The sequence below is a fragment of the Providencia sp. PROV210 genome, assembly GCF_028479445.1.
Lineage (GTDB): Bacteria > Pseudomonadota > Gammaproteobacteria > Enterobacterales > Enterobacteriaceae > Providencia > Providencia rustigianii.
The window spans coordinates 84,559-102,197 of record NZ_JAMPNQ010000018.1 but is presented as its reverse complement, the minus strand read 5'-3'; the positions used below and the strand labels follow the sequence as shown (position 1 = coordinate 102,197).

The following is a 17,639-nucleotide window of genomic DNA, read 5'->3' as shown; positions in this document are numbered from 1 at the left end:
AATGCGACAAGTGTGCCCCTCTCGAAAATGATTTCGAGAGCATATATATTTGCAACCTATTGATAATCGATAAAAAACCGAATCAGCCCTTGATAACTACCCGCCTGAATCGGCTGTCCTGTCAGCTCTAACCGTAAGAAATAACGTAAGAAAAGTGCTTTTTCTGATTTGTCTTGTCGTAAGACATTATCTGACAAGAGGTAGTATTGACCCGGTATCAGCGTGTTTAAGTGATTATCTAGTACGGAAACAGCAAGCCCTTGAGATGCTCCCTGTAATACAAAGGCATCAATATGCTCAGCGGCTTGACCGACAAAACGAATTGACCAGGTTTTAGGATCGAGAGAAGAGTGCAAACTGCCACAATCACGAAGCTCAATAACAAAAGGTTGATTATGCTGCTCTCGCTGAATTTTAGTTCCTAGCATCGTTAATGCTAATGGAGAAAAATCAATAGATTGGAAACGATTCTCTATCACCACAGAACAAGGAGTAGCGACAACGATCCCTTTGAAGGTTGTACTCGCGTTAAGCTCAATTTTTTTATTACTGGTGGCACTCGATATCACAGGACACAGCAAAATCACTGTGGTTATCAATCGTGTTAATTGGCGAGCTAGCCGTTGATAAACAATCACAATTCCCTCCCTCAATTCGATCAGTGATACCGCCAGCACACTGCTGACGGTATCTCCACACTCTTATTGATAAGTAATTCGGAAATTCGTGATGGCGCTGAATTTACCTTCAGTGACATCTTTAGTTGTATCAATAGCCTTAGCTAGTGCTTTGAATGATAAAGTATTATCGCCTTTTTTATTGATGATACGTGACAAGATATCTTTGGCTTTACCAAATTCAAAGCCATCAATTGCAATACCTACGTTATTGAGATTACCTGGCGAAGTTGAAAGTAATGTGTTCGTTGCATCGGCATAATTTTGCCCTGTAAACACAAGCTCCATTGATTTCACCACAGCAGGAGTACCGGCATCATCTTTAGTAAAGTCAGAAAAATCACAGCCCGTAAATTCAATATTAAAATCCACTTCGGCAGAGCGGCCATTTTCTAGCCCTCGACGAGATAGTTGCCCAAAATCTACGGTTTGTTTCAGTGATGATTGCCCAATATTACATGGCGACGTTACTACGGTTCCGATGAAATTAATTGTGCCTGTATTTTCTGCCATCACACCAAAAGATGTGACTGAGGCAGCCATAATTGTGGCTAATGCCAATGTATTTAGTTTCATAATATGACTTTCCTTTAATTTAAAAAATGAGGGAAACAAATATCACCATTAAAATAATTAATGGCATAAACAACATCTTAATAAAATAATTCAAGACATAACTGTTGAATAAAAAGCAAATTAAAATTCACTTATTGATCTTAATTTTAATTTTTCATAGTAAGAATATTTTGATTTTTTATCTTGAAATAAAAAATTATCCTGTCGCTTTATCTCTGCTATTTCATCAGAGTAATTAGCAATAACTTTAAAGAAAAATTCAGACCAATCTTTACCTAGCATATTTAGTAAAGCATCAAGATTTTCAATACTAATACTGGTGATCCCTCTTTCATATCGAGATACTTGCTGCTGGCTAATATGAAGCATTTTACCCAATTGCTCGCCCGTTAAAGAACTATTTACTCTAGCATCTCGTAAAAACAAACCCACTTCTTTACGTAATAAAATTTTATTTTTAATCATATTAAAACCAACGTTAGATAGCTTTAATTTTATTTATTCACAGAGAGTCAATAACAATGAATAAACAGCTCAATAAAAATGGATATATCCGAATTGCAGGAAACATAATTTATTAAAATATAGATACAAGGAATAACACTGTAAATACGTTTATATCGATCGAATTTATATAATTCAATAGCTAATACCTATCGAATTAATTTATTTGTTTTCTATTGATTGATTTGAAAAATAAAATATTCATTAATTACATATAATTAAATAGATTTCATGAAAACATATAATTAGCTAATTATGATTAATATCACGCACTATAAATTAAAAAATGAATAAAAATAACCTTATTTTTTTATTATTGAATTGAAACTATATTAAATCAAAAGAATAATATAATTAAATATAAAAAATTAATTAAACCAAAAAAATAAAATAATAAAAACTATAAACCTTGTATTAGCCTAAAATTATCAATCAGTCTTAAATAACACACTTTAAGAGTATGCTAAAATTTCATTCGTAATTTTAAAAATAAATAGAATTAAACCTTAAAAATGAATTATCCATTTTAGTAGAGATCAAAAACTCATCAAAAATAGGTATTTAATAGTTACCAATAAAAATCATCATCCTTTTAAAATAATTCTTTTCTATCCATATCACGCTGAGATTATACAAATACTGCATTTTTCATTTGCTTACCTTACACCGAGAATATTTATCCGCTAGGATAGTGCTAAAAAGGAGCTAATTATGAAAAACCAGTTCTACAGCTACCAACCAAAACAAGGTCATGGACTTCCCCATGATCCAATCCCATCATTAATTGGTCCACGCCCAATTGGCTGGATTTCTACTTGTGATAAACAAGGAAGAACCAACCTCGCACCTTATAGCTTTTTTAATATTTTTAATTACTCGCCCCCAATTTTAGTATTTTCCAGTGTTGGAAAAAAAGACTCCGTCACCAATGCCATTGAAACCGGAGAATTTGTCTACAACCTCGCCACTCTCGATTTGGGAGAGCAAGTTAATTTGAGTAGCGCGACTTTAGCCTATGGAGAAAGCGAATTCGATTTAACGGCATTGTCTACCACGCCATCCACCTTAATAAAGCCACCGCGAATTGCACAAACCCCCGTCGCTATGGAGTGCATCGTCACTGAATATCAGCAATTAAAACGCGCTGATGGCACGCTATTGGATACATAGATGGTTATGGGCGAAGTTGTGATGGTGCATATTGCGGAGGAGACACTAGAAAATGGCTTATACAATAGTGCTCGACAAAAACCGCTGATGCGCGCAGGGGGACCTGCCGATTACTATTGGATAGAAGAGCAACAAAAACTGGAAATGTATCGTCCTAAATAACCTTTCTTTCAGTTAGCCTACGATAATAGTAGGCTATATCTCCACATTGAGTTTCGTTTATTTCGAATATTGAATATTTCGTTTATTTCGTTTACACTTATTAAAGCAGTGCAGGCGAATGTTTATGACTGCCAGTAATGAGCTGAAATGCTGAAAATAGAGTAATCAACCTTAATAGATAGGAACAGCAATGACATACTCAATTCTTAAAGGTATGAGCCTCCCGGCTCCAAAGGAGATTGAGGCGGCAGTTAAAGGACAAAGGGAACTTGCAACTTACTTGTCCACCAAATTAGAAACTCAACAAATATCGATTAAAGATGCAGATAATAAAGTTCATCAAATTGAATTACCTACATCAGCATTAACATTACTCATGGCAATTTTAGGTGAGCTTGCCGCAGGTAATGCAGTACAAATTGTTCCAGTGCATGCTGAATTAACAACGCAGGAAGCGGCTAATATTCTTAATGTATCTCGCCCTCACTTGGTGAAACTTTTAGAAGCAGGCAGACTTCCTTTTCATAAAACAGGTCGTCATCGTCGTATTCTTTTCGCTGATTTAATGCAGTTCAAAGCTCAAAGAGAAGAAGAAAGTTTGCAAGCCATGCAAGCGTTGGCAGACCAAAGTCAGGAGCTTGGTCTTTACTGATGATCCATTCCCCTTTTCCTGTTGTATTAGATGCATGTGTTTTATACCCATCGCTTCTACGAGATTTACTCATGCATCTAGCAATAGCAGGTTTGTATCAAGCAAAATGGACAGATGTAATTCATAATGAATGGCAACGTAATCTTCTAATTAATAGACCTGATTTATCTACAAGCCAATTAAATCGAACCAGTGCATTAATGAATATTGCTTTGCCCGATGCCAAAGTTGAACAATATGAACCATTGATTGATGGACTCGAATTACCAGACTTAGATGACCGACATGTTGTAGCGGCGGCAATAAAGAGCAATGCAAAAATTATCGTTACATTGAATTTGAAAGATTTTCCGAAAAAATATTTAAAGCGCCTAGATATGGAAGCGCTTCATCCTGATGAATTTATCTCAGATTTATTCGATTTAAATCATGCTCTAGCTTTATCAGCAGTTCGTAAACAACGAATCAACCTAAAAAAACCAAAGATAAATACTCGCGAGTACTTTGATGCATTACTACGGCAAGGGCTACCAATGACAGTCAAAGCACTCGAAAAATATCAATGTATGATTTAAAGCTAATGCTTCGAACTCTTATTATGGTTAAGGGTTTCTTCTTTAAGATCAAGCTCATCACGTAAACGGTGATACACTCGCTCATTAATATTCTTCCCTTTACGCATCTGATATAACGCATCTCGTTTCGCTTTCAATGCAGAGCCCGACATTGAGCGCTCCATCTCAATCATTCTATGTAAATCAAATACATCAGATTCAGTTTCATCAGAGTTATCTAAACGTCGACCATAAATCTCTAATAACTGAGCTCCCACTTCTGTACGCATCGCAATTTCATCAACATCTTCTGAAGGGTGGTTCATTAGCTCCCGAATATGTGCCATTGCGGCTTCATTCAGTGCCAGACGAGCACGAATTTCATCATTATCATAGGGTAAATCTTGCACTAAACCTTTAGTTAAAATCGGCAACGCAATGCTGGCAATAAGCAATGAACATAGAATAACCCCCATCGCAATGAAAATTGCCACGTCACGGTTAGGGAATATTGAGCCATTCGGCATCAATAATGGCAATGTCAAAATACCCGCTAGCGTAATCGCACCACGCACGCCTGCCGTTGCCATCACTGCCATCATACGAATACGAACTTCATCCGCCTGCTTACCACGACGACGATTATGGAATACCGTTAACGTCATCGAAATCCATACCCACGCAAAACGCAACGCGCCTAATGCCACGGTAATAATACCGACATAGACAAATAGCATCCACGGATGACTGGCTCCTGCCGCTTCTGCAACCTCCGGCATATTAGTCCACATTCCCGGTAGCTGCTCACCTAATAGAATAAAGATCATCCCATTTAAACCGGTTTGTACCGTATCCCATACTGCCTTGCTCTGCATCCGAGTTGCCGCTTGCATACGTCCTGCAATTTTCTCGTAGTGCATTGCAATACCCGCAACAACAGCAGCAAGAATACCGGAAACATGCAAATGTTCCGCTAACAAGTAAGCCGTAAATGGCATTAACAAGCTGATCATAATCTGAATCGAGGGTTCTTCACCGGTCCGTTTCACCAAAAATTGGTTAATCCAGCCAATCGCCCATGCCACCAGTAAGCCAATCGCGATCCCGCCAAATGCCACCAAAACAAATTGCCCAGCGGCGGATGTCAGTGAAAATTCCCCTGTCAGCGCCGCAACAACTGCAAAACTAAAGCACACTAAACCCGTTGCATCGTTAAGCAGTGATTCACCTTCTAGAATATGCGCCATACGCGATGGTAAAGGTGAATTCACGGTCATTGCAGAAACCGATACGGGGTCTGTTGGCGATAAAATTGCTGCCAGCGCAAACGCCACCGCTAACGAAAATGTCGGAATTAACCAATGAATAAAGAAGCCCATCCCAATAACGGTGACGACGACTAACCCAATAGCTAGCGATATAATCGGTTTAATTTCTTGAAATAAGGCTTCTTTGGGAATTCGCCAGCCATCAAGAAATAGTAAAGGAGGAATAAATAGAAATAAGAATAAATGCGGTTCGAACTCTACCGTAAACCCATAAAACGATAAGGCTGCACCTAACGCTATTTGAATAATAGGTAACGGAATAATATCTTTAAGTAAGCGTGAAACAAAAACGCTCACCACCACTGCAAGTAAAAAAACGAGTACAAGTGTCACTACTGACATTGAGTGCTCCAGTATGGTTTATCTATTAGTTTTCTGTCTTGCAGTAAATAGATAAATCAAATCAATGTAAAGTAGCAATTTATAATCTTTTAAAAATAACCAGAAAATCAAAAACAACCATATCAATCATTGTGTTACAGGATATTACTCAATTTAAAATACGTCATAGAAATAATGAATATCTCAATGTTTTATAAGGCTTAAATAATAGCTTTACTGGCAAACGATTAAAACACATCAAAAACAGATAAATCCTACCATTTCATGGTGATTTACTCATTTAACTTCAGGGCTGTGTCTATCAATAAGCTCCTGCAAAATCTGTTTTAACATTTTACTTTTTCGTGTACCTAAAGGTGCTAATACTAATTTTTCATGCTCTTCAGCCGCCACTAATAATCCTTCCACTAAAGCAACTCCGCTTGATGTCACACTGACTAGTGTAACCCGGCGATCGCTGCCTGTATGGTTATTATGACGGATAACATGCCCCTGCTGTTCCAATCGTTGCAGCACTCGTGTGATAGTCGGTTGCTTACTGACAGTTTTTTGGGAAAGTTCAGTTATCCCCATCGACCCATTATTCGCCAACGTCGACAATACTCGCCACTCCAATACTGATAGCCCATGGGCTTCGACCACCGCATGAAATTCAGATGATACAAGCATCCACGCCTGCCCCAATAGGGCAGGCAGATAATTATCCACGAAAACTTTTGATTCAGGCATCAGTTCCTCATGTTTAGCTTCAAGTTTAATCACACTGGAAGCTAGCAGAGTAGCAGAAGGAAACCTAACTCTTAACATAATTTAACTAAAACTTTCCGCTAAGTAATGAACCGAAACCATCCACGCGGGTATCCAGCCCCAGCTTCTTCAACATCATGTAAGTGGTTGCTACCGATGATGATAAAACAGGTAGCCCGACTCTATCTTCAATTAATTGAATTGACGGCAAAGAGGGCATTTGGACACAAGCTGAGGCAACGATGACATCCACATTGGTATTGAGTTTTTTAGTGATCTCCACTGGCGCTAATGGATTTTGTCTTCCCACTTCAAGATTGTCAGGAATTTCGAGAGAAATACTGTCAACAACCTCAATACCTTCACTTTCAATGTAATCAATCACCAACTGAGTTAACGGCTTCATATATGGCGTTAGGATAGAGACTTTTTTCGCCCCAATCGCATGTAGCCCATCAACCAATGCCCCTGCACTGGTGACAACCGGAGCTGGATGACCATTATCGATGGTACGTTCGTGAAGGCGCTTTTCCGATATACGGTGATAACCTTTTCCCATACTCATGATCGCAACTAAGCAAGCGTAGCCTAAAACATCAACATCTGCATCAGAGAGCTCAATCGCACAGCGGTCACTGTCAAAATCCATTTTTGCCAGCTCATCTTTGGTCACTTTTTGCATACGCATACGACTGGAATGAAATGTAAAACGTTCGGCAAACATCGCTTCACGGGCACGTAAAATCGCCGGAATCTCTGTTTCCATTGTCGTGTTGGATGAAGGCACTATCTGCCCAATACGAAAAGTGCGCGCTAAAGTCATAGTCCTTTCTCCAAAGATTGCTCATCTGCTTCGGCAAATTGGTTCAATTCATCCACATTCTGCCCACTATCATGAAAACGAGCTGCAGTCAGTGGGCGACGATTAACCTGTAAATCAAAGATATCAAAGCGGTTATAATGCCCCGTAATATCGTGCATCTGACGTGGCTGAATACAGCGATTTAAATCAATTTCACCATAAACAATCCCTTCTTTATCTATCAGTGGTTCACCCACTACGCGTCCATCTGGACCGATAATGCCGGAAAATGCACTATTAGGACGCGCGAGCAATTCACGAGATTCCGGATGAGAATCTGCCATCGCCTCAATAATTTCATCAGAAACTGTTGAACAAGAAACAACGGTGAACACTTTCCCTTCAAAGCAGTGTGCCGACGCTCGTAGGCGAATGGCCTCTGCCATGTCGTAATCTTTTGGCGCAACGGGTAAAGCGATATAACTCGCGATATGCACCAACTCCCCTTGAGCCAATAATGAGAAACGTGCCAACGTATTGGTATTCTCCCCACAAGCCAGCGCGCCCAAAGGACCAATACTGGTTTGGTGGACTTTTAGTGACGACGCATCCCCATTTGCCCACGTTAATTTCTCAGCCCAAGTCGGAACTAATTTACGGTGGCGACCGAGAATTCGCCCTTCATCCGAGATAGTCACAAGGGTGTTGTACAAAGTAGCAATTCCGTTGGGATTACGTTCATTCACCCCAATCACCACATTAATATGGTGACGAGCCGCAGCTTGCGCAATGCGCTTAATTTCTGGCCCCGGAACTTCAATCGCTGATTTGCACAGTTTTTCAAACCATGGACTACCATCGATAGGGTTCATCACCCAGCTCCAATAAGGGTAACCAGAAACAAAAACCTCGGGAAATGCCACTAACTTAGCCCCGTTATCTGCCGCTTCTTCGATTAACCGGCACACTTTGTCAACCGTTGCATTGGTATCGAGGAAAACAGGCGCGGCTTGTACCGCCGCCGCCTTAAACTGAGGTAGATTTAACATACTTTTATCTCCCTTGGGTTATACCGCAACCACTGGATGACGTAGCTCACCAATTTTTTCCACGTAAGCTTCAATCACATCTCCTGGCCATACCCACTCTTGTGGAGAACGCCCAGCACCAACACCCTCAGGAGTTCCCGTAGCAATGATATCTCCCGGCTCTAACGTGATACCTTTGCTGATATCTGCAATTAATGCGTTAACATTGAACAGCATATGACGAGTATTGGAATCTTGTTTAGTCACGCCATTCACTTTCAGACTCAAATTAAGGGAATGAGGATCGGGAATTTCATCTGCGGTGACAATGCAAGGGCCAAACGGCGCATAGGTATCTTGCCCTTTCGAGTAAATCCATTGGCCTGCACGGCGGCAATCACGCGCACTCATATCGATCATGAGGCTATAACCAAACACATAATTCAGTGCGTCTGCTTCAGAAACCCCTTTTGCACGCGTTCCCATAATCACCGCTAATTCCACTTCCCAATCTAATTGCTGCGTGATCTGGCTGTTATGCTCAATCGCATCACCCGGCCCAATCACCGTTGTTGGCGGCTTAGAGAAAATAACAGGCTCTTTAGGTAATTCTTTCGAGGTATCCAAAGTACGGCTAGACTCAGCAACGTGTTCAACATAGTTCAGGCCGATCCCGAAAATATTTTTTCTTGGACGTGGAATTGGCGCTAAAATTTTTACGTTCTGTACTGGCCATGCAGTTCCCGCAGGGAATTGACCTTTATGTGCGTTTAATAATTCAGTACCTGCACGGATCCCTTGAGGGCCTAAATCAATAAATTCCAACATATTGTCTGGTAAATATTGGCCGTTTTCTTCAGCAAGTCTGGCTAAATCAACTACTTGGTTATCAACGATCGCACCTAAACGTGCTGCTGCGGTAACATCTGAACGGTAAGTAATAAGACGCATAATTCTTCTCCTTGTGTCAGGTCGATATGCCTGACTGAAATCTTCACGTAAATAGTTAGAATAAATAATTAGCCAATAACTTTTTGGTGCCCGTCATTTTCCACTAATGCCTCTTCATAATAGAGGCCAAGGGAGTTCATCACTGGCAGGTCGTTAAAACAGAATAAGCAAGCATCCTCACTTTGCGAGGTATTCACATGCTCATGGAACATCCATGACGGCACACAGAAAATATCCCGCTCTTGCCAGTCAAAGCGTTGCCCATTGATAACCGAATAACCCTTTCCTTTCGCTACTTGGTAAATAAAGCTGCCTGTATGGCGATGGGCTTTACCCACAAAACCTGGGCGCAGCAGCTGCATACTCGCCCCAATCGTTGGCATCACTGGTCCCCCGGTTAGCGGATTGGTGTAGTGCATCAGCACATCATCAAAGGGTGAGCCCTCACTAACTTTTACTGCACGTTGTAGCGCTTCATAAGTCGGTCCCCATTGATACTTGAACAGGGGTGAATAAGGCTTATCCCAACCAATATGCTGTGGGCGCAATGCCGTTCCGCCCCACATACCCACTGGGTAATCAACCGGACGAGTCTGTACTTGGTTTAAATCTGGATGCACTTTATAAAAGCCGGCTTCCATCGCATTGACTAGTGGAATGTCGAGCCCATCTTGCCAAATACACGGTAAGCCATCCTCTGCAACACCATGCTCATGCCAAGTTCCATTCGGTGTCAGCACAAAATCATTGGCTTCTAGCATCATTTTTTGCCCTTCCACAATGGTATAAGCTCCACGCCCTTCCATAATGAAACGCAATGCTGATGAAGAATGCGCATGTGCTGAGGCCGCTTCTCCTGGATGCATAACTTGTAATCCGGAATACAACCAACCCACCGCTGCCGCGACATCTTGACGACCAGGATTATTGAGATAGATAACCCGGCGGCCAGCTTTTTCTGGCGTCACTAAATCCACTGAACGTAAAACATGTTCCCGTAAATCTTGGTAGCGCCATAACACGGGCACCGACTGGGATTTTGGCTGCCATGGCTCAATCTTGTTAGCAACCGTCCATAACGCGCCGGTTTTTAATTCATCTAATTGCTTGTAATACGCCAACAATTCAGGAGTGTCGGCCACATCTGCGCGTCCTGCGACATTTTCTCTATACTGTTCATGGGACTGAGTTGTCATCGGTTTTAGCTCCTATATAGCTAGCACAATTAGCGACTTTTCGATTGTTGGATCAATTGCTGGCGACCATATTCATATGGCGCAGGCCAATTTACGGTATTCCATCCAAAGCGGGCACATTCATGAAGTAACCAAGCAGGGTCAGCAAGCAATGGACGAGATAGAGCGCAAAGGTCTGCACGCCCTGAAGCGATAATGCTGTTGACCTGATCCGCATCAGTGATTGCACCAACAGCAATCACTGGAACCGAACCTTCATTACGAATTCGATCTGCCATTGGGGTTTGGTACATGCGCCCATAAACAGGTTGTTGCAGAGGCGAAACTTCGCCCGACGAGCAGTCAATGATGTCAGCACCAGCTTGGTGTAAAGCTTTCCCAATCAAGACCGCTTCATCAACCGTGGTGCCACCCTCAACCCAATCGGTTGCAGAAATACGCACTGAAAGCGGCTTACCCTCTGGCCATACTTTTCTTACTGCACTCACTACAGCTAATGGAAAACGTAGGCGATTTTCCAGTGAGCCACCGAAACCATCGGTACGTTGGTTCGTCAATGGCGAAATAAAGCTGGATAATAGATAACCGTGCCCTGCTTGCAGTTCCAACCAGTCAAATCCAGCCTGATCCGCGCGCTTTGCCGCCGCAACAAATTGGTCAATTATTATTGCCATTTGCGCTTCAGTCAGTTCCGCAGGCGTATCTGAAATGTTCGGTAAGTAAGGTAATGGTGAGGCAGAAACCAGTGGCCAATTACCGTGTTTCATTGGATGATTTTCTTGTTCCCAGCCACGTTGAGTGGAACCTCTACGCCCTGCATGACCGAGTTGAATTCCAATTTTTGCATCCGTTTTTTGATGCACAAACTGAGTCACATTTTTCCATGCAGCCACTTGCTCATCGTTCCAAATTCCTGGGCATCCCGTTGTCACCCGAGCCTCTGGAGAAATTGCAGTCATTTCAGTCATGATCAGGCTCGCACCGCCAAGAGCACGGCTCCCGATATGGACTAAATGGAAGTCACTGACAACCCCATCGGTTGCGCAATACAATAATGTTGGTGAGGCGATCACACGATTTTTCAATTCCAAATCACGCAAACGATAAGGCGTTAACATCGGGGCGATTTTTTGGTTAGTGATATTCGTAGGTAATCCTGATTTTTCGGCAAACCAGTTTTCGTAATCCGTTAACCAACTGCCATCGCGAACGCGTAAATTTTCGTGGGAAATACGCTGAGAGCGGGTCAATAATGAATAAGCAAATTGCTCTGGGTCGAGGTTTTCATAGCGCTGAACATTTTCAAACCACTCAGTTGAGTTACGTGCCGCATTTTGGATTTTCAATACTTCAACACTACGAACTTTTTGGTAATGCTCTAAGCCTTTGCGCAAATCACCCTGAGTGGTTTTTAAACTTTCACACAACTCGATAGCGTCTTCCAATGCGAGCTTAGTTCCTGAACCAATTGAGAAATGTGCGGTATGGGCAGCATCACCCATCAGTACGACAGGTACGTCTTTGTTTTCAGCTGGTTGAGTCCAATGCACCCACTTATCACAAATAACACGAGGAAAACGGATCCAAATGGCGGCACCACGCAGATGAGCCGCATTAGCCATCAATTTTTCCCCATCAAGCCATGGCGCAAACAGTTTTTCACAGTAAGCGACGCCATCTTCTTGGGACATCTGGTCAATACCGGCTTTTAACCACGTTTCTTCCGTCGTTTCTACGATAAATGTAGAAAGTCCATCTTGGAATTGATAAGCATGAACTTGGAACCAACCGTGTTCATTTTCAGCAAAAATAAAGGTAAATGCGTCGAAAATCTTTTTAGTTCCTAACCAAACAAAACGGCAACGACGCTGATCGATATCCGGTTTAAAGATATTTTCATAACGAGTGCGTACCGCGCTGTTGATCCCATCTGAAGCAATGACTAAATCGGCGTTATATTGGCGAGCAATTTCTTGGTCATCTGTCACTTGAGTTTCGAACACCAGTTCTACGCCCACTTCAAGACAACGATCTTGCAAAATATTGAGTAATTTTTTACGCCCGATCCCGATAAAACCGTGTCCACCACTGCGATTACAGCTACCTTTAAAATGAATGTCGATATCATCCCAATGGCTAAACTCTGCGCTGATAGTTTCTGCTGAAACAGGGTCTGCTTTGCGTAAATTGCTTAATGTGGCATCCGAGAACACCACACCCCAGCCAAAGGTGTCATAAGGGCGGTTACGTTCAACCACCACAACACGATTTTCTGGGTTCTGTAATTTCATCAGCAACCCGAAGTAAAGCCCTGCGGGACCGCCGCCGATACAAACGATATTCATGGAATTTCTCCTTTAATGACGTTTTGCCATTACACAGGTTGCTGCTGGGTTAAGGCGCTATACAGTGCATCAGGAATAGGGATCGCCTGATGCGTGATAAGGGATGTCGTGACATAGGTTTGAGTCACTTGCATACGTAATTCACCGTCGAGGCTGATACAACGTTGGCATAGAGTCAGTGATTTACTTCCTATACGCTCAACTTGTAGCTCTAGCTGGACATCATCCCCCATACGGCTAATCGCTTTAAAATCGGCTTCTAAATGGACAGTTGGTAAGCCAAAACGCTGGTCGAGAATGTAACCTGCAAATCCTTCAGGAAGCAGCTCATCGAACCAACGTTCAATCAAGTTGTTAAACATCACGAAATATTGTGGGTAAAACACGATCCCTGCGGGGTCACATTCTGAAAAATGAATCCGATGTTCCCGTGAAAATTTCAGTAAGCTCATGATGTTGTCCTTATTCCATCGCCAAACGCTGGCGACATTTTTGCAACTCTTTTCCGTGCTCATCCGCTAATGCGGCCTCACGTAATTCGCGCAGATTAATAGGGGCTAACTGGCTGCCTTGGCGCTCTACAATGTCCATCAATACTTGGAAGTTGCGCAATCCACGGGCATGAGTATCGCTATAGCCTTTAACCACCCGCTGACATTGCGCAATTTCAGTCGCAAGAGCGGGATTATTTTTCGCCGCATCAACCACTACCGCTAACCATTTTTCAATACGATTATTTTCAAGTTGATAACGTAATGTTGAGCGTCTTCCCCGTCGCCATGCTGCAAGCACGTATAACTGTAAGAAGCCCCATAATGAACTGGTAGTGATCGTGCGCCCCTTTTGGGCAAATTTGCGAACGGCTTTGTGAACCCAATGTGGCTTCATCAACCAGTTACCTAAATTTTTGGGAAGCGTTTCGCAAATCTCTTCAATTCTCGGATGCATAAATTCATTGATGTCTAACAGTTGGCTATCTTTGGCTTGCACTTCATTACGAACCCGAGCAAAGCGGCTATCACGAATTTTGAGATCTGCCACACGGATGGTGTCTTCATAAGACATCCATAACGCTAAGTGGCGCACCAAAGCACGTTGCAGGCGTGGGTCATCACCGCCTTTTTGCGCAAACAAACTCTCGAGCCGATCTAAATACTGCTCAGCATATGCAGGGTCTTGGTAGTCAATAAGGCGACGAACGCCTTCAGTTGCTAAGTAATGAACATGCTCAGGGAATTGGTTATCAATACGGGAAAGGAGTTCTATAACATGCTTATTTTGGGGTGTTTTTACTACATTTTCAGCCACTTCAGCTTGGTAAGCTTCTTCGGGCTGTGCAGCTTTTTCTGCCCCCAGAGAAAATGCCCGCAAGCTAGGTTTAACACCGACGCCGCCTCGCATAATGGTTTCTTCAAATTGTTCACGGCTAAATGGCAACACACCGGAACCGAACAGGGCACCAAACAGAACCGCACTGATCACACTACCACTGTCTTGAGCTGCTTGAGCCATATCAAAATGAATAAATTGGCGCGCTGCTTGCCCTGTATGGCGTATCAATGCTTGGCTATCAACACGTCCATCTCCCATTGCCGATTTTTCTGCAATGGAGTAAACCCGATGGGTCGAGCTCACCAACGTGGTGCGTTCAGGAGTCACAAAACCACGCTGTACCGCACGCCCCGCTTCCATCAACTCGGATGCTAAAACGATATCGACATCTCCCGGCATTGGCATTAATGCCAACACAGGCGCCGGAGTTTCTGGGTTATCAGCCCCGGGAAATAGCTCCACATAATAGATTGTTGCCCCTGTACGTTGAGCAACACCAGGAACCGACGTCGTTTGCGCAAAATAGCCGTTTTCTTCGCCAAGATTAACAATCCAATCGGCTAGAACGCCGCCACCTTCGCCACCCATGGCGAGAATGGCGATTTTTATCGGCTGTAATGCCATTAAAGGTTGTGTCATTTGCTGCCCCTTAGAAACTCAGTTGTTCACGGCGGCGTGCATCACGACGCTGTAAGAAGCCAATAAACCAGCCGCGAACACGGTGGCGCAATTTGTCCCAACCATTTGGATTGGTAATAATTTGAGCTTTGAAGAATGATGGACACAACACTGCGGCGTGGGAAACTTCACCGCACAAACCACACCCTACACAACTGTCCATCACCGTTGCGACAGGATCGGTACGCAGTGGATCTGGATTTGGCTTGATCGATAATGATGGGCAGCCCGATAAACGAATGCAGGAATGATCCCCAGTGCAGGTATCAGGATCAATGCCGAAACGTTCACGGACAACACGTTTACCCGTAGAAATATCATGACGAACTTTTTTCTTTTCACGACGCTGTTTATTCAACATACATTCGCTTTGCGCAATCAGAACTTTGGGGCCTTTTTCTGTAGTCGTCAGCGCTTCACGCAACGTCTTCGTCATCGTCTTTAAGTCATAGGTATGCTTAATCGTTTTTACCCAACTGACCCCCACACCTTTCACCGCATTTTCAATTTCATGACCTGTGCTACGCGTTGGATTCAGGGCTGTTGAAGAGAGAATATCTTGCCCACCCGTTGCTGACGTGTAGTTATTATCAATCACGATAGTTAAGTTATCGCTGCGGTTGAAAACACTATTGGCAATCCCGCTGGTTAAACCGTTATGCCAAAAACCACCATCGCCCATCACTGCAATTGCACGCTTTCCTGCATTGGCATTTAATGCAGCAGTTCCCGCACCACCTAAACCGTAGCCCATCGTAGTGTTGCCGAGATTAAATGGAGGAAGAATAGAGAACAGATGGCAGCCAATATCAGCGCTAATGTGATGTTCCCCTAATTCACGCTCAACCAGCTTCATGGCAGTAAAAATTGGTCGTTCAGGGCAACCCGTACAAAATCCGGGTGGGCGCGCATGTACAGTTTCATTTAAAGTGGGTTCTGCTGCGTTAATATATTCAGGCAAATCATCGTCAGCTTTTACTGCGGCCACATTAATGGTTGGAATACGAATTTGGTTTGTCGCAGCTTTAACTTGTGGTTCAATTTTTCCGTAGCGTTCAAAGAAGGAGCGCAGCCCCGCTAATACCGTCGCGGTATTGTATTCGCCCGCCAAAGGCAGCATATCTTTGCCATGAAGTGCGATATCAATATTCCGCTGGCGTAAGATGTTCGCCACATTCTGCTCAACAAAGTTTGGTTGCCCCTCTTCCAAAACTAAAATAGCTTTTTTATTGCGGCAAAAACGTTCGAATTCTTCGTCGACTAGTGGGTATGCCACATTCATGACATATAAGGGAATTTTGCTATTGCCAAACACATCAGCTAGTCCAACCTTATTCAGCGCACGAATTAAGGTGTTATAGCATCCTCCTTGCAAGGCGATGCCGACATCATCAGCACCTTCAGCAAAAAATTCATTAAGTTTACGATCTTGGATAAATTTAATCGCAGCTGGCCAACGCGCCTCTATCTTCTCTTTTTCATGCAAGAAACTGGCGGGAGGTAGTACGATACGGCTCACATCTCTGGTCGGATTTTCCAACGCATCCTTTATCGTAAATTTAGGATATTGGTTTTCTGAGCATGTAAATTGTCCGTGGACATGGCAAGAACGAATGCGCATTTGTAGCATAACGGGGGTGTTGCTGGCTTCAGACAGATCAAAACCATCTTTTACCGCCTGAACAATCGACGGTAAATTAGGGCGAGGATCGAGTAACCACATTTGGGATTTCATGGCAAAAGCATGACTGCGCTCTTGCATAATGGAGGAGCCTTCGCCGTAATCTTCACCGACGATGATCAAAGCCCCGCCTAGCACACCACCAGACGCTAAGTTTGCTAACGCATCGGAAGCGACGTTTGTCCCAACCGTGGCTTTGAACGTCACAGCACCGCGTAATGGGTAGTTAACTGAAGCCGCTAACGTTGCCGCTGCGGTTGCTTCACTGGCACTGTTTTCAAAACGGATGCCATATTCGGATAAAATATCTTGGGCGTCCGCAAGCACGTCCATTAGATGGGAAATCGGCGATCCTTGATATCCAGCAACGTAGGAAACACCAGATTCAAGTAATGCTTTAGTGACAGCAAGGATCCCTTCGCCACTGAAGATTTCACCTTCGCCTTGCCGTAATTTTTGAACTTCTTGAACAAACGAGCGCTCAGCCATTTTAACCTCACCAGTCAACGTCAGACCGTTTTTATCTTTTTTGTGTTTCTTTCTTGTATCCCATTTGTTAATAATCGGTCAATACATGATTAATCATGGATATTAGATTTTTGCAGAGAGTGGATAGGAGATGCATGTAATGGACAAAATCATTGTAAAACAATGAAAAAATTATTCGCACGGCCCCAAGTAACGGTGATTTAAGGCTAGATATGGCTGTTTAAATGAAAATTGAAAATTCGTATTTACTCTCAATAAATCCTTACAATGCAAGTGGATTTAGAGAATTATGCCAATAAAAAACGCAATAACCAGATAGAAATTGTCATGACTAACAAATAAGCAGACAAATACAGATAACAATATGAAAGATCATATATTTAGAGCTGAAATCAAAATAAAATCACTTTATTTTTTATATTGTT

General features: G+C 42.8%; 15 protein-coding genes and 1 pseudogene. 3 read left to right on the top strand and 13 right to left on the bottom strand.

Annotated features, from left to right (window positions below; genetic code table 11):
- Window positions 1-56 precede the first annotated feature (56 nt).
- The 3 genes from PR761_RS14570 to PR761_RS14560 all read right to left on the bottom strand — a co-directional run bounded on the left by PR761_RS14570 (window position 57) and on the right by PR761_RS14560 (window position 1,718).
- A complete protein-coding gene (locus PR761_RS14570) occupies window positions 57-677 on the bottom strand; it encodes a fimbrial protein (RefSeq protein ID WP_006815997.1) in 621 nt (206 codons plus the stop codon).
- Between the two features lie 24 nt (window positions 678-701).
- Entirely contained in the window at window positions 702-1,253 is a 552-nt protein-coding gene (locus PR761_RS14565; RefSeq protein ID WP_006815998.1) for a fimbrial protein, read from the bottom strand.
- Window positions 1,254-1,373: 120 nt separating this feature from the next.
- Window positions 1,374-1,718 carry a helix-turn-helix domain-containing protein gene (locus PR761_RS14560; protein ID WP_006815999.1) on the bottom strand — a complete coding sequence of 115 codons (345 nt, stop codon included), beginning with the start codon at window positions 1,716-1,718 and terminating at the stop codon, window positions 1,374-1,376.
- A 750-nt stretch (window positions 1,719-2,468) separates the two neighbouring features.
- On the opposite strand from PR761_RS14560, the pseudogene PR761_RS14555 reads away from it, so the two are divergent.
- The 3 genes and pseudogenes from PR761_RS14555 (at window position 2,469) to PR761_RS14545 (ending at window position 4,316) form a co-directional block, all read left to right on the top strand.
- Window positions 2,469-3,089 (top strand): annotated as a pseudogene (locus tag PR761_RS14555) (flavin reductase family protein).
- Between the two features lie 190 nt (window positions 3,090-3,279).
- Window positions 3,280-3,741, top strand: a complete 462-nt coding sequence (locus PR761_RS14550) for a helix-turn-helix domain-containing protein (protein WP_112836094.1) — start codon at window positions 3,280-3,282, stop codon at window positions 3,739-3,741.
- A complete protein-coding gene (locus PR761_RS14545; RefSeq protein ID WP_112836092.1) occupies window positions 3,741-4,316 on the top strand; it encodes a PIN domain-containing protein in 576 nt (191 codons plus the stop codon). Before PR761_RS14550 ends, PR761_RS14545 begins: the two co-directional genes overlap by 1 nt.
- Window positions 4,317-4,318: 2 nt before the next feature.
- On the opposite strand, the gene PR761_RS14540 is transcribed toward PR761_RS14545, so the two are convergent.
- The 10 genes from PR761_RS14540 to PR761_RS14495 all read right to left on the bottom strand — a co-directional run bounded on the left by PR761_RS14540 (window position 4,319) and on the right by PR761_RS14495 (window position 17,214).
- Complete coding sequence (locus PR761_RS14540; RefSeq protein ID WP_115163934.1) at window positions 4,319-5,965, bottom strand: Na+/H+ antiporter; 1,647 nt, start codon at window positions 5,963-5,965, stop codon at window positions 4,319-4,321.
- 276 nt (window positions 5,966-6,241) lie between these two features.
- The gene (locus PR761_RS14535) at window positions 6,242-6,694 is read right to left on the bottom strand and encodes a MarR family winged helix-turn-helix transcriptional regulator (protein ID WP_039855745.1); all 453 of its coding nucleotides are present in this window, start codon (window positions 6,692-6,694) and stop codon (window positions 6,242-6,244) included.
- Between the two features lie 85 nt (window positions 6,695-6,779).
- Entirely contained in the window at window positions 6,780-7,535 is a 756-nt protein-coding gene (locus PR761_RS14530; protein WP_006816006.1) for a maleate cis-trans isomerase family protein, read from the bottom strand.
- Window positions 7,532-8,563: a carbon-nitrogen hydrolase family protein gene (locus PR761_RS14525; RefSeq protein ID WP_006816007.1), complete on the bottom strand. Its 1,032-nt coding sequence runs from the start codon at window positions 8,561-8,563 to the stop codon at window positions 7,532-7,534. Before PR761_RS14525 ends, PR761_RS14530 begins: the two co-directional genes overlap by 4 nt.
- An 18-nt stretch (window positions 8,564-8,581) precedes the next feature.
- On the bottom strand, window positions 8,582-9,493 hold the full coding sequence (locus PR761_RS14520; RefSeq protein ID WP_006816008.1) for a fumarylacetoacetate hydrolase family protein: 912 nt from the start codon (window positions 9,491-9,493) through the stop codon (window positions 8,582-8,584).
- A 68-nt stretch (window positions 9,494-9,561) separates the two neighbouring features.
- On the bottom strand, window positions 9,562-10,689 hold the full coding sequence (locus tag PR761_RS14515; protein ID WP_112836089.1) for a cupin domain-containing protein: 1,128 nt from the start codon (window positions 10,687-10,689) through the stop codon (window positions 9,562-9,564).
- A 29-nt stretch (window positions 10,690-10,718) separates the two neighbouring features.
- On the bottom strand, window positions 10,719-13,034 hold the full coding sequence (locus PR761_RS14510; protein ID WP_154610870.1) for a bifunctional salicylyl-CoA 5-hydroxylase/oxidoreductase: 2,316 nt from the start codon (window positions 13,032-13,034) through the stop codon (window positions 10,719-10,721).
- A 29-nt stretch (window positions 13,035-13,063) separates the two neighbouring features.
- A complete protein-coding gene (locus tag PR761_RS14505) occupies window positions 13,064-13,486 on the bottom strand; it encodes an acyl-CoA thioesterase (protein WP_039855749.1) in 423 nt (140 codons plus the stop codon).
- Window positions 13,487-13,496: 10 nt separating this feature from the next.
- Window positions 13,497-15,005: an indolepyruvate oxidoreductase subunit beta family protein gene (locus PR761_RS14500; RefSeq protein WP_112836087.1), complete on the bottom strand. Its 1,509-nt coding sequence runs from the start codon at window positions 15,003-15,005 to the stop codon at window positions 13,497-13,499.
- 10 nt (window positions 15,006-15,015) lie between these two features.
- Window positions 15,016-17,214 carry a thiamine pyrophosphate-dependent enzyme gene (locus PR761_RS14495; RefSeq protein ID WP_006816013.1) on the bottom strand — a complete coding sequence of 733 codons (2,199 nt, stop codon included), beginning with the start codon at window positions 17,212-17,214 and terminating at the stop codon, window positions 15,016-15,018.
- Window positions 17,215-17,639 lie beyond the last annotated feature (425 nt).

Coding starts and splice junctions, on each gene's coding strand:
- PR761_RS14520 (WP_006816008.1), bottom strand. CDS start 9,493: ATGCGTCTTATTACTTACCGTTCAGATGTTACCGCAGCAGCACGTTTA.
- PR761_RS14505 (WP_039855749.1), bottom strand. CDS start 13,486: ATGAGCTTACTGAAATTTTCACGGGAACATCGGATTCATTTTTCAGAA.
- PR761_RS14510 (WP_154610870.1), bottom strand. CDS start 13,034: ATGAATATCGTTTGTATCGGCGGCGGTCCCGCAGGGCTTTACTTCGGG.
- PR761_RS14530 (WP_006816006.1), bottom strand. CDS start 7,535: ATGACTTTAGCGCGCACTTTTCGTATTGGGCAGATAGTGCCTTCATCC.
- PR761_RS14535 (WP_039855745.1), bottom strand. CDS start 6,694: ATGCCTGAATCAAAAGTTTTCGTGGATAATTATCTGCCTGCCCTATTG.
- PR761_RS14495 (WP_006816013.1), bottom strand. CDS start 17,214: ATGGCTGAGCGCTCGTTTGTTCAAGAAGTTCAAAAATTACGGCAAGGC.
- PR761_RS14560 (WP_006815999.1), bottom strand. CDS start 1,718: ATGATTAAAAATAAAATTTTATTACGTAAAGAAGTGGGTTTGTTTTTA.
- PR761_RS14500 (WP_112836087.1), bottom strand. CDS start 15,005: ATGACACAACCTTTAATGGCATTACAGCCGATAAAAATCGCCATTCTC.
- PR761_RS14515 (WP_112836089.1), bottom strand. CDS start 10,689: ATGACAACTCAGTCCCATGAACAGTATAGAGAAAATGTCGCAGGACGC.
- PR761_RS14525 (WP_006816007.1), bottom strand. CDS start 8,563: ATGTTAAATCTACCTCAGTTTAAGGCGGCGGCGGTACAAGCCGCGCCT.
- PR761_RS14545 (WP_112836092.1), top strand. CDS start 3,741: ATGATCCATTCCCCTTTTCCTGTTGTATTAGATGCATGTGTTTTATAC.
- PR761_RS14550 (WP_112836094.1), top strand. CDS start 3,280: ATGACATACTCAATTCTTAAAGGTATGAGCCTCCCGGCTCCAAAGGAG.
- PR761_RS14540 (WP_115163934.1), bottom strand. CDS start 5,965: ATGTCAGTAGTGACACTTGTACTCGTTTTTTTACTTGCAGTGGTGGTG.
- PR761_RS14565 (WP_006815998.1), bottom strand. CDS start 1,253: ATGAAACTAAATACATTGGCATTAGCCACAATTATGGCTGCCTCAGTC.